This window comes from Dactylosporangium thailandense (assembly GCF_059739745.1).
In genome coordinates, this window is record NZ_AP029195.1 from 4,741,709 (window position 1) to 4,755,650 (window position 13,942).

The 13,942-nt window shown below is 69.1% G+C and carries 11 protein-coding genes and 2 pseudogenes; 3 read left to right on the forward strand and 10 right to left on the reverse strand.

Annotated elements, in window-relative coordinates; all coding sequences use genetic code 11:
• Nucleotides 1-67 precede the first annotated feature (67 nt).
• The gene (locus AC6JBM_RS20490; RefSeq protein ID WP_497985182.1) at nucleotides 68-481 is read right to left on the reverse strand and encodes a DUF1761 domain-containing protein; all 414 of its coding nucleotides are present in this window, start codon (nucleotides 479-481) and stop codon (nucleotides 68-70) included.
• A gap of 131 nt (nucleotides 482-612) precedes the next feature.
• Between AC6JBM_RS20490 and AC6JBM_RS20495 the strand changes: the two genes are divergently transcribed.
• Entirely contained in the window at nucleotides 613-1,638 is a 1,026-nt protein-coding gene (locus tag AC6JBM_RS20495; RefSeq protein WP_497985183.1) for a helix-turn-helix transcriptional regulator, read from the forward strand.
• Nucleotides 1,639-1,918: 280 nt separating this feature from the next.
• On the opposite strand, the pseudogene AC6JBM_RS20500 reads toward AC6JBM_RS20495, so the two are convergent.
• The 7 genes and pseudogenes from AC6JBM_RS20500 to AC6JBM_RS20530 all read right to left on the reverse strand — a co-directional run.
• Nucleotides 1,919-2,084: pseudogene (locus AC6JBM_RS20500) on the reverse strand (ABC transporter); the annotation flags it as partial.
• A gap of 36 nt (nucleotides 2,085-2,120) precedes the next feature.
• Entirely contained in the window at nucleotides 2,121-2,714 is a 594-nt protein-coding gene (locus AC6JBM_RS20505) for a TOBE domain-containing protein (RefSeq protein ID WP_497986500.1), read from the reverse strand.
• Nucleotides 2,706-3,107 (reverse strand): annotated as a pseudogene (locus AC6JBM_RS20510) (ABC transporter ATP-binding protein); the annotation flags it as partial. The pseudogene AC6JBM_RS20510 and the gene AC6JBM_RS20505, both read right to left, overlap by 9 nt.
• A gap of 74 nt (nucleotides 3,108-3,181) precedes the next feature.
• Nucleotides 3,182-3,940, reverse strand: a complete 759-nt coding sequence (locus tag AC6JBM_RS20515) for an ABC transporter permease (RefSeq protein ID WP_497985184.1) — start codon at nucleotides 3,938-3,940, stop codon at nucleotides 3,182-3,184.
• A gap of 92 nt (nucleotides 3,941-4,032) precedes the next feature.
• Complete coding sequence (locus tag AC6JBM_RS20520) at nucleotides 4,033-4,950, reverse strand: ABC transporter permease (RefSeq protein WP_497985185.1); 918 nt, start codon at nucleotides 4,948-4,950, stop codon at nucleotides 4,033-4,035.
• On the reverse strand, nucleotides 4,914-6,023 hold the full coding sequence (locus tag AC6JBM_RS20525; RefSeq protein ID WP_497985186.1) for an ABC transporter substrate-binding protein: 1,110 nt from the start codon (nucleotides 6,021-6,023) through the stop codon (nucleotides 4,914-4,916). Before AC6JBM_RS20525 ends, AC6JBM_RS20520 begins: the two co-directional genes overlap by 37 nt.
• Before the next feature lie 484 nt (nucleotides 6,024-6,507).
• Nucleotides 6,508-7,740 carry a helix-turn-helix domain-containing protein gene (locus tag AC6JBM_RS20530; RefSeq protein WP_497985187.1) on the reverse strand — a complete coding sequence of 411 codons (1,233 nt, stop codon included), beginning with the start codon at nucleotides 7,738-7,740 and terminating at the stop codon, nucleotides 6,508-6,510.
• A gap of 207 nt (nucleotides 7,741-7,947) precedes the next feature.
• Between AC6JBM_RS20530 and AC6JBM_RS20535 the strand changes: the two genes are divergently transcribed.
• Both AC6JBM_RS20535 and AC6JBM_RS20540 read left to right on the forward strand, forming a co-directional pair.
• The gene (locus AC6JBM_RS20535; RefSeq protein WP_497985188.1) at nucleotides 7,948-8,112 is read left to right on the forward strand and encodes a hypothetical protein; all 165 of its coding nucleotides are present in this window, start codon (nucleotides 7,948-7,950) and stop codon (nucleotides 8,110-8,112) included.
• A gap of 65 nt (nucleotides 8,113-8,177) precedes the next feature.
• Nucleotides 8,178-8,705, forward strand: a complete 528-nt coding sequence (locus AC6JBM_RS20540; RefSeq protein ID WP_497985189.1) for a methyl-accepting chemotaxis protein — start codon at nucleotides 8,178-8,180, stop codon at nucleotides 8,703-8,705.
• A 384-nt stretch (nucleotides 8,706-9,089) separates the two neighbouring features.
• Here the strand turns inward: AC6JBM_RS20540 and AC6JBM_RS20545 are convergent, their stop codons facing one another.
• Both AC6JBM_RS20545 and AC6JBM_RS20550 read right to left on the reverse strand, forming a co-directional pair.
• Nucleotides 9,090-10,229: a glycoside hydrolase family 88/105 protein gene (locus AC6JBM_RS20545; RefSeq protein ID WP_497985190.1), complete on the reverse strand. Its 1,140-nt coding sequence runs from the start codon at nucleotides 10,227-10,229 to the stop codon at nucleotides 9,090-9,092.
• Between the two features lie 272 nt (nucleotides 10,230-10,501).
• The gene (locus AC6JBM_RS20550) at nucleotides 10,502-13,489 is read right to left on the reverse strand and encodes a discoidin domain-containing protein (protein ID WP_497985191.1); all 2,988 of its coding nucleotides are present in this window, start codon (nucleotides 13,487-13,489) and stop codon (nucleotides 10,502-10,504) included.
• Between the last annotated feature and the right edge of the window lie 453 nt (nucleotides 13,490-13,942).

Below are 13,942 nucleotides of genomic sequence, written 5' to 3' on the forward strand. Positions count from 1 at the left end.
TGAGGGAACCAGAGCAGGGGGAAGGTGGACGGCCGCATCGGTGGATCCGACCGCCGCCGGTGCGGTCTCAGACGGCCAGCAGGACGGCGCTGACGATCAGGCTGCCGACGAGGTTGTAGCTGCCGGAGATCGCCGCGTAGAGCAGCGGTCGCGGGAAGTTGGGGTTGATGGCGATGGTGACGGTGTTGGCGGTGAGGTAGCCGACGCCGACGATGAGGCCGAACAGCAGCGCGTCGCCATAGCTGTCGATGTTCAGCGCGGCGAACAGGATCGCGCTGGTGAGCGTGATGATCAGGCCGGCGAGCGGCGGCCCGGCGAAAAACAGCGGGGTCGACGGCGCTTTCGCGCTCGCGTCGCGGCCGAGGGAGCGGTTGTACGCCTTGGGGAACAGGGCTACGAACCAGAGGCCGCCGAGCAGGGACAGGGCGATGAACCCGACCAGGACCCCGAGCCAGTTGAGATCGCCCAGAACATCGAACATGTGTTGTCTCCGTATATGAAGGGGATGAGCGGCTCTCGGCGTCACCGAAGCACGTGCTTGACCGGCTCGAGTTCAAGATTCGCAGCAGTAGGTGACAGGTTGTGGCACCTACTGCGGGCAGAATCAGGATCATGCCGAAAACGTCCGCGCGACTGCTGGCCCTGCTGTCGTTGCTGCAGACCCGCCGGGACTGGTCCGGCACCGTGCTGGCCGACCGCCTGAACATCAGCCTGCGCACCGTGCGCCGCGACGTCGACCGGCTGCGCGAGCTCGGCTATCCCATCGCCGCGGTCAAAGGCCCGGTGGGCGGTTACCGGCTCAGTGCGGGCACCGAACTGCCCCCACTGTTGTTCGACGACGATCAGGCGGTCGCTCTCACTGTCGCTCTGCAGATCGCCGCGACCACCCCCGGCAGCGGCCTCGCCGAGGCCGCCGAACGGGCGCTGAACACCATCCGCCAGGTGATGCCCTCCCGGCTACGTCACCGCATCACCGCACTCGACGTCACCGCCGTCGAGCGGCCCACCACACGGCCGGCCGAACCGGTCGACGCCGACGTGCTCCTGACCATCAGCGCCGCCGTTCGCGCCCGCGAGATCCTGCGCTTCGACTACGGCTCCGACAGCACGAAGCCGCCGCGCCGCACCGAACCACACCACGTGATCACCTGGGACGGGCGGTGGTACCTCGTCGCGTGGGACCTCGACCGTGACGGCTGGCGGACCTTCCGCGTCGACCGGATGAGCCTGCGCACCCCCAACGGGCCGCGCTTCACTCACCGTGCGCTGCCCGGCGGAGACGTTGCCGCGTACGTCACCGGCGTCTTCCGTGGTTCCGAGGACGCTTCGGGAACCTGGCCGTGCCAGGGCACGGTGCTCCTCGACCTGCCGGCTGCCGCCGTGGCCCTCTACACCCGCGACGGCCTCGTCGAGCAGATCACCCCCGACCGCTGCCGGCTCACACTCGGCTCCTGGTCCTGGCCCAGCCTCGCCGCCGCGATCGCCCGCTACGACGCCGACATCGACGTCGTCGGCCCCGACGAACTCACCGAGGCCTTCGCGCATCTCGCCCGCCGATTCACCCGAACCTCAGCAGGCCACACCCCAACACAGTCCCCTCCGGGTGATGGTCATGCTCACGAGGCCTCCCGGCGGTGAAATCCTCCGCGATCGCTGTGATTTGCTGGTACTCGATGAGCCGAGCAGTGGTCTGGACGCCGAAGCTGAGTATCGACTGCACCGAGAATTACGCCAGCTACGCGCCGGGCGTACCACGCTAGTGATCTCGCATCGCCTGCGAACCGCGCGCCGAGGACCGGCTTGACGTAGCCCTGCGGCTCGGCCGACACAGTGAGGTATTGGGTGAACTCGCCGCGCTGGCCAAGACGTATCCGCTGCGGGAACGGTTGCGTTGCCTGCAGATGCTCGCGATGTACCGCAGGTCGATCGCCTCACCGCCGGTCATGCCCGGCCACAACGTCACATCGCCCGGCACGTACGCCAGCCGGCGGTGCAGCGTGACGACGTCCCGCCACGGGTCGCCGCCGAGCAGCTGCAGCCCGGCCGGCGTCGGCGCGCAGCAGCCCCAGCAGCACCCGGATCGTGCAAGCACCACGCTTCGACGGCGCTGACGGGGCGACTCAGTCGATGAGGGGGACGGCCCTCTTCCACTCGAAGGCGAGGTCGACCGGTCTGCCGACGGCCACCCCGTCGCCGGGCGCGACCACCACCTGGACGGTCGTACCGTCCGGCAGTCGCACGTCGTGCATCACGCCGCCGGGCTGGTACTCGATGGCGGAGACGACACCGCGGTGCACGCCGGCGTCGGCGCCTGCACCAAGGTCGGCTTCCACCATTCGGATCGCGTCCGGCCGTACCGCGACCGCGACCACCGGCGCCCCGGTGGCGGCCCGAGTGTCCATCTCGATTACGTCGCCGAACCCGGTACGCAGGTGGCGTCCGTCCGGCGCTACCGGGATGACGTTGGCAAGCCCCAGGAACTCGGCGGTGTACCGGCGACGAGGCCGGCTGAACACGTCGACCGGAGTGCCGGTCTCGACCACCCGCCCGGAGTCCATCACCGCGATCCGGTCGCCGAGCGCGAGCGCCTCGGTGTGGTCGTGTGTGACGTACACACCGGTGAGGCCGAGCTCAAGCTGCAGTCGCTTGAGCTGCCCGCGCAGTCGGACCCGGATGCGATGGTCCAGGCTGCTCAGCGGCTCGTCCATGAGCATGACGGTGGGCCTGGTGACGATAGCCCGGGCCAGCGCGACCCGCTGCTGCTGGCCGCCGGAAAGCTGCTTGGGCTTGCGGCCCGCAAGTTCGGCGAGGCCGACCAGTTCGAGGACGTCACCGACCCGCTGCTGCCGCTCCGCGCGCGGCACCCGCCGCATGCGCAACCCGAATCCGACGTTGTCGCGGACCGACATGGTCGGAAACAGCGCCCAGGTCTGAAACACCATGGAGATGTTGCGTTTGTGGGTCGGTACGCCTGTGAGGTCGCGGCCGTCCAGCAGGACGCTCCCGGCGTCCGGCTCGAGCAGGCCGGCCAGCACGCGCAACAAGGTCGTCTTGCCGCATCCACTGGGCCCGAGCAGTACGAGCATCTCACCGCGCGGCAGTGTCAGGTCGACGCCGGTCACGCCGCCGCCGGCGGGGTACTGCTTGCTGACGCCCGAGATGGTCAGGTACTCGGTTCCGGTCATCGACGCCGCCGTTCGGCGCCGCCCGCGAGTTGACTGAGGCCGCCGAGCCGCCCGAGGACCAGGGCGGCGGCGATGCCCACGATGACAAGGATCGTGGACATGGCGGCCACGGTCGGATCGGCGTTGTTCTCCAGGTACTGGAAGAGGGTGATCGGCAACGTCGTCTGACCCGGCGAGGACAGAAACAGCGAGATCGACACATTGTCGAACGAGAAGATAAAGAGGAAGACCGCCGCGCTGCCGATCGCGGGCAGCATGCTGGGTAGCGTAACGATGACGAACGCCCGCAACCGGGAGGCGCCGAGCGTGGCCGCCGCGGCCTCGAGGTTCGAGTCCACCATGGCAAGGCCCGCGACGAGCACATGGAGCGCGATCGGCAGGCCGACCAGCACGTGCCCCAGCACGATCCCGACCAGGCCGTTCGACAGCGACAACTGGCTCAGCATGATGAGCAGGCCGAGCGCCAGCAGGATGTCCGGGGTGACGAGCGGCGTGGCCGCGGCGAGCTGGAGGGTCCGCTGGACCCGCCCGCTCCCGCGGGCGAGCGCGACAGCCGCGGGAACCGTGATGAGCAGGCCCACCACCACGACGATCAGCGCGATCTGGAGGCTGAGGGCGAGCGAGGTCCGGAAGCTCGGGTACGCGAACGCCTCGCTGAACCAGCGCAGCGAAAATCCCTCCGGCGGGAACAGCAGGTACGGGTCGGGGTTCAGGGACGCGAAGGCCACGACCACCAGTGGCAGCAGCAGCAACACGGTGATCACCAGGGTGAACACCGAGACCTTCTGCCGCTCTTTGCGTACGGGACGCAGCTGCGGACCGGCCCGGGTCTCCGGGGAGGTGGCCATCAGCGCGTCCCCGACGTGTCGGGGCGCCCGAAACGGGTGCCAAGCATGATGGGGATGACCAGGACAACGACCAGGATCACGGCAAACGCGGAGGCGGTCGCCCAGAGTTGGGACTGGCTCACCGACGTGTAGATCATCTGGGGTACGGTGTTCACCCGGCCGCCGCCCATCATCGCCGGCACGATGAACGTGCCGGCCGCCGCCGCGAAGGTCAGCACACCCCCGGCGACCATTCCCGGCACGGCGAGGGGGAAGACCACCCGAACCAGCACCGACAACCTGCCCGCGCCAAGCGTCCGCGCCGCCTCCAGCAGTGAGATGTCCAGCCTGGACAGACTCGCGTACACCGCCATCGCCATGAACGGGAACTGGAACATGGCCAAGGCGATGACGATGCCGGCGAACGAGTAGTTGAGGCCGATCGGCGAGCCGATCACGTTGGCTCGCATCAGCAGGTTGTCCACCGAGATGAGCCCCAGCTGCAGACCGAAGATCCGTACCACGCCGTTGACGAGTAGCGGCGTGAGCAGCAGCGCGAGCTGAAGCTGGCGTAGCCCTGGTCGCACGGTGAGCTGGTACGCGTAGACCAGACCGATCGCGCCGGTGATGACCGCGGTCAGCAAGGCGATGAGCAACGTGTTGGTCAGCGCCTTGACGTACAACTCGTCGGCGAAGAAGGAGATGTAGTGGCTGAACGTGAAGCCACCCGCGTCCACGTCGTCGCTCTCTGCCAGGCTGGTACGGAGCATGGTGATCGCCGGATAGAGGAACATGCATGCGGTGAACAGCAGGAGCGGGGCGGCGAGCAGCCAGCCGCCCCGCGCGTTCCCGGCGCTGGTTGCCGCCGGCCCTCCGGCCCGACGGGTCGCGGGAGTGACCGTCACTTGCCGAAGATCCTCTGCCAGCGGGTTGTCCACTCGGTGATGTTGTCGCCGAACTCGTACCAGTCGATCGGCCACAGGCTGTCGGCGATCTGCGGGGTCTCGACCAGGTTCGCTGCGACGTCCGCGGGCAACCGCACGGTCGTGGAGCCCGGCGCCGCCTGGGCCTCCCGCGCCCACTGGACTTGGCTTTCGTCCTTGAGCATGTAGTTGATGAAGTCGTACGCCTGGTCCTTGTTCTTGGCGGCGGCGGGGATCGTGAGGTTCTGCACGCTCCAGGTCGAGCCCTCGGCCGGCACCACGGTCTCGACGCCCCGGCTTTTCAGCGGGATGCCCTGGTCGGCGATGGTGACGACCGCCGCGACGCTGCCGGCGGCCAGCTTGTTGACGCCGTCGGTGCTGGTGGTGAAGAGGAACTGCACGTTGTCCTTGAGCCGCTTCAGCGCCGCCCATCCGGCCTCGTAGTCCGTCGGACCGTTGCCGAACAGCCGGGCGCCGATGAAAACGAGAAAGAGACCGCCGATGGACGGCGCGTTCTGCAGCGCGACCTGACCCTTGAGCTCGGGCCGCCAGAGGTCCTTCCACGAGGTGATCTTGAATGGGACCTCGTCCGTCTTGTAGAGAATTCCGGACGCGGTATAGCTGATCGGGACGGCGCTGACCTTGCCGTCCTTGGTCTGGCCCTCGGCCAGCCGTTTGACGATCGAGCCCCACTTCTCGATGCGGGACGTGTCGATGGGTTCGAGTACGCCGCTGGTCAGACCGCGGGCCGCCTCGCTGCCGATCAGCCACGCGAGGTCGTACTGTCCGGGCTTCTGCCGCAACAGGGGCACGGTATCGCTGCCGGGGTCGTTGAGCACCTCCACGCCGGTGGCGGCGGTGAACCCCGGGGAAATCTTCCGCAGGGCGGTCTCCCAGACGCCACCCCAGCATCGGGCCACGATGCGGGTGTCGCCGGCGGCCTTGGGCGAATCCCCGCCGCCACACGCGGCCAGCAGTGTGCCCGCGCCGACGCCCAGGCTCAAGGAGAGCAGGCCGCGCCGACTGAGCGTAGTTCCCATGGCTCCTCCTGCAGGTGGCCGATTTGGCATCGCCGGACGCTGCGGCATCCTCCCTTTTGATGCCGGCGATCGACCATCGACCGAAGGTGCATGTAGAACCACCGTGATGACCCCCGGCAACTGGACCGGCGTACCCACGCCTCCGGCCGCCATCGCTGACCGGGGCGCCCGGGAGATCATCGCCGAATGGCGGCCCGGCGGCTCCTGGCTGCGGGAACGGGAGATTTCCGGGCGGTCGGTCCGAGGCGTTCGCCGGCTGGCGGGATGCCCACCGCAACGCGGACTGGAACCACCGGCCGCTGCGCGGCAAGGCCGGCGCGCACACCGAAGTGGCCTACTTCACTGGACAAAGCGGCTTACCGAGACCAGCAGGCAATGAACGTAGCCACGGCAGGATCCAGGACCTTGCAGTGTGATACGACGGTGCGATACGGCGCCGGTCGGTTCAGGGACTGCCCTGAAGCGTCGCTGCATCGCACCAGTCGATGGTCAGCCGCGCGTCCGGCGACGTCGGCAGACGGTCCCGGGGTGTCTACACGCCGACGCTCAGGTGTGCGGCAAGTTCGGCGACTGCAGCTGACGGGGTGCCGTGGCTGCGGCGCAGCACTTCGCTGAGCACCTCGCGGGCGATCGGTCGGCACCGGATCTCGGACGGGGCGTGCCGGTCGCCCTCCAGCAGCATCTCACTGGCCACGTCGATGTCGCCCATCAGCACCCGGGCGCGGGCCTGGGTGAGGAAGTGCTGCGCCCGGCGCTCCGGCAGCAGCGCGTTGAACCCTTCGCGGTCCAACCGCTCGTGTACGTCCACCGCCATGCGGCCCTCGCCGAGCTCAAAGGCCACGGCGGCGCGGTACAGCTGGACGTTCGTCGGCCCAAAGCTGGTCCGGTAGTAGTTGTGGTCGCCGCCCAAGGCCAGCGCCGCTTCCTCCGCGCTGCCCAGCAGGTCGCGGGCGGTGGTGCTGTCACCGATCCGCGCCGCGGCAAGGGCGGCCTGCAGCAGCAGGAGGCCGTAGACGGAGAACCGCTCCGGCGAGCTGTCGCTGCCGTTGGTACCAGGTGCCAGCCGGTTGGCGAGGTTGATGCCGATTTCCAGTGCGGGCCGGAGCCGCCCGAGGGAGAACATCGCCATCGATACACGCGTGGTGGCTACACCGGCGAGCAACTGGTCACCGGCACGCTGCGACACGGTGACCGACCGGTCCGCGGCGATCCAGGACAGCTCGTGCTCGCCGAGCTTGCGTAGCACCGCCGACGAGATCTGATAGACCTGTCCGAGCAGGTGGGCGGCCTCCCGCGCGTGCGGGCCGGCACTGCGGGCAGCATCGGCGGCCTGCGCCTCCCGCAGCAGGCGGGGCAGGTTCCGGCCGAGCATGCCGTACTTCGCATGCTGGTAGGACAGCCAGGCGTGGGTGACCGCCTTGCCCATCTCGGCCAGGGGCGGCGGTTCCGGTGGGGCGGAAAAGAAGGCGCTGATTTGGTCGTACCGCTCCAGGGCCGCGCGGATCTCCTCGACCTCGACCTGGTCGACGCCGTTGGGGTTCTCGGGGCGGCGTTGCGGGTCTTTGCCGAGCAGGATCTGGACATCGAGGTGCAGTACATCGGCGATCTCGTGCACGACGGAGAACTTGTCGAGCCGACGCACGCCGCGCTCGACCTTGTCGACCCAGCTCTTGGATTTGCCGAGCCGATCGGCGAAGACCTGCTGCGACATCTTTCGCCGGTTCCGCCAGTACGCCACGCGGCGGCCTATGGGCAACTCGTCCACGTCGCTCACCTCCGCGTCACCCAGCCATTCGACGATGCCCGTGCTGTGCGACCCTGGACGTTCCTGGTGCTGTCAATAGGCGGTATCCACGAATCGACATCGTGCGCAGGACCTGAGATACCCAAAGTAGCGTCAACATTGCTCCACGTCGACCCCAGTCACGCACAAGGACTACTCACGATACGGACGCACACCACGCAGCATCGCGTGTCAATCACCCTTTTGATCGCATTCATCGCCGATCCGGAACAGGCCGCCGTTCGTCATACTCGCCCGAGGCCGGCCTTGGCGATCCGCGCTCTGCCGATCGACGCGAGCGTGCCGATCGAACCGGACGGATCCCGTACGACATCGAGTACCGGCTGGCTCTGAAGGATGGCAGCTATCGGTGGTTTCGCGCGACCGGGGCGACGAAGCGCGACCGCAACGGTGTGCCGTTGCGTGTCGCCGGTGCGCTCTTCGACATCGACCGCGAAAAGAATCTCATGGCCACGGCCGAGGGTCAGCTTGACCAGTTGACCGCGTCCGCTGCGAAACTCGACCAGGTCAGTCACGACCTCGGGCAGGCTGTGAGCGCGGCCGCCGCCCGGGCCGATGAGGCGGCGGCGACGATCAGCAAGCTGGACGCCAGCAGCATCGAGATCGGAAACGTGGGCAAGCTGATCACGAGCATCGCGGCCCAGACGAATCTGCTGGCCCTCAATGCCACCATTGAGGCGGCGCGGGCCGGAAGCGCGGGTAAGGGGTTCGCCGTCGTCGCCGGTGAGGTCAAGGAACTGTCGACCGAGACCGGTCAGGCTACCGAACAGATCGAGGTGCAGATCAAGGAGATCCGCATCCGGACCGGCGAGGCGGTCAAGAGCATCCAGGAGATCAACGCTACGATGCAGGCACTTCGCTCGACGCGAGAGGCCGTCGACTCGCTGGTCCGCGAACAGAAGCTGTCAGCGCCGAGTCGCCGATGATCAGTCGGCGGTGACGCCGGCGGCATCAGCCCGCAGCACGCCACGCCGCCCGGACCGCCACGCGCTTCAAGGAGGCCGGCCTTTGCACCCCCCGGAAACTCATCGCAGATCTCCGACGGCGCAGGCGCGTTGCTGATCACCACGAGCGAGACCGCCAAGGCCCGCGGCCTCACCTCGATGGCTCGCAGCTCGACATAGAGATTCCGGATCACCCCAATCCCACGTCCCCGGACAAACACACAGGAAGATCCCCGGACGGGGCCGCGGCGGCTGCCCCGCGATCGCTGCCCGGCGAAATTCGGAGCAGATCGTCGCGACCGAGCCGGCGGCGTGCCAGTCGCACTGGTTGAAGCAGTGAACCTGCTCAAGGTGTCGTTGGGAACGTTATGCGCGCAACTGCTCGTTCATGATCAGGAAAGCGCCGATCCCGTGTGAGTCGTTCACCCTACGGAGACGGTTGAAGTAGTAGTCCTCGTCGCCGACGTTGGTGCCCTCGCAGATGTCGACGATCCGGGTCAGGCCGTCGGAACCGATCGACAGCTGACCGAGCACTCCTTGGTATCCCTTCGACGCCACCTGCTGGTACTCCGGACCGAGGTATCCACGCTGGACCCCTCGCGAGAGCATGAAGGTGAACATCGCGGAGCAGGACGTTTCCCGCCAGTTGCGGGTGTCGGTGCTCTTGTTCACGATCTGATACCACATCCCGGTCCAGGCGCCCTGGTAGCGACGGTAGCCGGCGGCGAGATGGCGGACGATGTCGATCAGGCCGGCCCGCCGGGGGTGCCCGGCGGGAAGGACCTCGAGCAGTTCCACAGCGGTCATACCGAACCAGCCGATCGCCCGTCCCCACTGCTCCGCCGAACGGCCGCCGTTGCCCTTCGCCCACGGTGCGGAGCCGTTCTCGTCGTACGCGTGGAACATCAGCCCGTTGTCCGACTTCAAGTGCTTGAAGTAGATGGCCATGTTCTTCCCGGCCTCTTCGTAGCAGTACTGCGCATCGCCGAACGTGCGGCCGTACAGGGCCAGGAACGGCAGGGCCATGTACACCCCGTCGCACCAGAGCTGGCCCTTAGCGTTGATGTTGTGGATCAGGGCGCCGTCGGTGGTGCGCGGGTAGGTGTTGAGCCGCCGCCGGACCTGCTCGGCCGCGGTACGGTACTTCCGCAGCCCGGTCTCGTTGTACAGCAGGGGCAGCAGCTGCGCGGGGCGCATCGAGTCGAGGCTGTTGAACTGGTTGGTGATACCGCTGTCCGTGACGAACCGGTCGACCCACGCCTTGATGTAGTCAAAGTACTTCGACTCGCCGGTGCGCCGGTAGAACAGGTACTGGCCGTACAGGTACAGGGCCTTGTGGTACTCCCATCCGCCGAAGGCTGCGGGGGTGAACCGTGCCATCGTCGAGTCGACGATGGCACGCGAAACGTCAGCGGGCAGCTCTGCCGCTCGGGCTGTTCCCGGCAATGCCAGAGCACCCAGTGCGGCGGCCGATCCCGCCAGTACGGACCGTCGGGACAGGTTCATGACGTACTCCTTCTGCTTCCGCTATTCGAAGAACTTCAGGCTGTAGCCGACATCGGTGGTGGCACCCGGGAACGTGGGCGCGCCGACACGTGGTCTTGCTCCACCAGACAGCGCTGCCGGCGTACCAGGAGCGGTTCGACCACGAGTACGGCGTGCCTTGGCGACGGCGTGGAGCATCGTCGGGAATCGCCGGCCGGACGGCGGACTGGTCGTGATGTCCCCACGCTCCAGCAAGATCGGGTTCCCTTGGTGCGCGGTGGGTGCACGGACGGTCAGGCGGGCGCGGTGACCGACAGGTCGGTGAGCTCCGCGTCGCCGCTGGTCCAGCCGGGCACGGCCACCGCGATGTACCGCGCGGACATGGGCCCGTTGAAGGTGGTGTAGACCGCGCCGTCGGTGGAGGCCTCGATGCGCGCCGCACGGCGGGTGCCGCTGGTCCAGGTCAGCGACACGTTCCCCACGGCGCGTGTCACACCCAGGTCCACGACCATCCGCCCGTTGGGGCCCGGGCGCCAGGCGGTGCCGGGGTTGCCGTCGACGGCGTGCGACGGCTCCCCCATGCCGGCGGGCAGCGGTGAGGTGGGGAAGGTGATGCGGCCGCGAGCCAGGTCGGTGCTGGGGGTAACCGGTCCGTTGACCGGCACGGCGAAGCTTCGGCTCTCCCCGGCGGGGACCTGGGCTCGTGCCGACCAGGCGCCGGCCGTGAGGTTCACGTCGACGGCGGCGCCGGCCGGGGCGGTGACGGTGACATGGTGCGAGTCGGTGACGGAGAACCGGGTGCCGGCCGGTGCGCGGCCGGTCAGCGTGAAGCGGGTGGGCCGGACGGCGCCGGTGCCGGCGGGCACCGATGCGGTGAGGTCCAGGCCGCCGCCGGCGCGGACGACGGACAGTCCGCGGAACAGCCGGTCGCCGCGCGGCAGGGTCAGCACAACGCTGTTGACGGCCGTCGGGGAGAGGTTGAGCAGGGTGAGGTAGCCGTCGGCGTCACTGAGGCGCAGGGTGGCCGGCCCGCCGGTGGGCAGCCGCCGGCTTGCCGCGGCAGCCAGGTCGGTGCTGGTGCCGGTGTAGCCCTCGACGAGGGTGGCGGACGGGATGGTGACCCGCGCCGACGACGCGGTGATCGGGCCGGTGGCGCCGTGCGTGACGAGGCCGGCGCGGCCGTCGATGCCGGCCCAGGCGCCCAGGGTCGCAGTCGGGGGCGCGGCGACCGCGGTGGTCCAGGTGGTGCCGTTCGTCGAGGTCTGGATGACGTACGAGGTGGCGTACGCGGCCTCCCAGCGCAACCGGACACCGGTGAGCTGGACGGTGGTGCCGAGATCGACGGCGAGCCAACTGTCGGCCCGGCCGCGTTCGTCGCGGGCGACCGCCCAGCGGGTGCCGGCGTCACCGTCGACGGCGTTGGCAGCCGGGTAGCCCGGGTCGGCCGACGACGCGGTGACCGCACGGCCGCGGGCCCGGTCGGTGCCGGTGGCGTCGAGGGCCTCGAAGGCGAACAGCGAATAGCCGTACTCGCCCGCGGCCGACCGGCCGAGGAACCGCACGTGCCGGGCGGCCCGGGCGGTGAAGGTGATCTCGTCGGTACCACCGTCGCCGAGCCCGGCGGGGGGCGTCACGGCGCCGCCGGAGCCGGTGAAGGTGCGGCTGCCGTCGAGGCCGGGCACTCCGGGCATGTTCAGGTTGAACAGGGTCAGCGAGGACGGGCCGGGTCCGGCGTAGACGACGGTGCCGGTGGGGAGGGTGGCGTATCCGGCCCATCCGGCGGCGGTCTGCAGCACCGTGACGGTGGCGTCGACGCCGTCACGGGACGCTACGTACGCACCCGTCCACTGCCGGGTCGGCTCCGCGGTCTGGGCCGGCAGGAATGCGGGTGCCCGGGTGTCGATCAGCCAGTTGTCGTGCCCGGGCTGCCACAGAAACCGGACGTAGCCGGGCTTCGTGACGGCGGCCGCGAAGCCGGTGACGCTCTGGTGCGCGGTCAGCCCGACGGCCGGGCCGAAGTCGCGGACACCCGCGGCGGCCGCGAAGAACTCGCCGCTGGTCACCGGTTGCACCGGGGTGGTGCGCCAGCGGTGGAACAGGTAGGCGATGGCGAGTTCGGCGCGGGCCTCCGGCTCGTACTTCTCTTCGCCGCTGAACTTCGTCAGCCGGTTCTCGGGGGCGTAGCGCAGGTACGGCATGAGCCGGGCGACCAGGTCGGCCTCGGCTCGGGCGGCGTGCCGATCGCCCTGCACCTGGGCCAGGAAGGCCAGCGGCAGCACGTCCCGCCCGTACAGGTGGTAGCGGTCGGCGACCATGGGCATCACGGGTTCGCCCGCGTCGCTGGTGAGCAGGCGCAGCGTGGCCCAGAGCTCGCGGCCGTTGGGCTGCTGGGTGAGGACCTGCGGCAGGGGCTTGCCGGCGGCGAGGAAGTGCGCGGCGGCCCGTCCCGCGGTGCGCCACAGCTCCGCCTGGTAGTGCGGGTTGACCGACTCGTGATTCTCCACGACGAACGTGTCGTGCAGGTTGTGCGCGACGTTCAACGTGCTGACCGCGCGGCCGTCCACGATCGCCGGGTTGGCGCGGTCGGCGGCGGGTAGGCCGCTCGAGTTGGCCGCCCAGAACACGAACCGCTCCCGCCAGCGTGCCGCCTCCGCGTCGCCGTCCGGGGCCCATGCCAGGCCCGGCGCGATCGCCTGCGCGTAGACGCCCATCTCCTCCAGTTTGGTGTCGCCGCGGTACCCGCCCGTGCTGCCGTTCGGTGTCCAGGCACCGCTGAGTGGGTCGTTGCCGGTGCCCAGCCCGTACGCGTACGCGGCCTGCCCGCGGGCGATGGTGTCGATCCGCGTCCGCGTGGTGGCGCTCAGGTCGGCCCACAGCAGGCGTGCGGCGAGCACGAAGTACAGCTCGAACGTGGAGTCCCAGAAGAGCCGCTGGCCCCACTCGGTGCCGCCGGTGAGGCGGTTGGTGGCCGCGAAGCGGGTGATCGTGGCGAGGGTGCGCTGTCGTAGGGTGGCCGCGTCGACACCGGCCAGCTCGGCGTCGTACCCGTCGGTGGTGAGCAGCACGGCGTTGCCCAGGACCGCGGCGAACCGGAAGTCAGCGGCCCGGTAGGCGCCGATCGCCGGATCCCACTGCTGCTGCACCCACCGGGTGTGCACCAGCAGCAGGCGGCGGTACTCATCGGCAACCGGGTCCGCGGCCAGGCCCAGTGCGGGGAGGGGCAGGACCAGGGCGCCGCCGGCGGTACCGACCAGGGCGAGCAGGGCGCGACGAGTGAGCATGGAGGGCACCCTCTCGGAAACATTTCCCTCAGTCAATAGTAAAGAAAGCTTCGTGAACAAAAAATTGTCTGCCTGCAGCCGGTCACGTCAGCGGGTACACCTCGAGTGACCACGGGGAGTAGCCGTATCGGCTGTTGGTGCGGACGGTGCCGCGCGCTCTGAGGTAGCGGGCGTTCGCGGTGACGGGGATGAGCTGCGCGCCGCCGACGCCGTTGGCCGTGCTGTACGGGGCTGCACCCGGTTTGATTGACGCGGCGGCTGACCGGCCGGTCGCGCCACGCAGTAGTCCTGCTTGCTGAAGCCCAGCCGGTGGCTGTGGCGTCTCCTTCGAAGCAGCTCAGAATCCGTGCTCGTCTCGCGCTGGTCGTCGATGGTGTCTGCGCGTGCGACGGATGTCTCGGCTGAGCACGAGCACAGCGCCCTCCCATCCGGTCCGGGGTTCGAGGACGCATC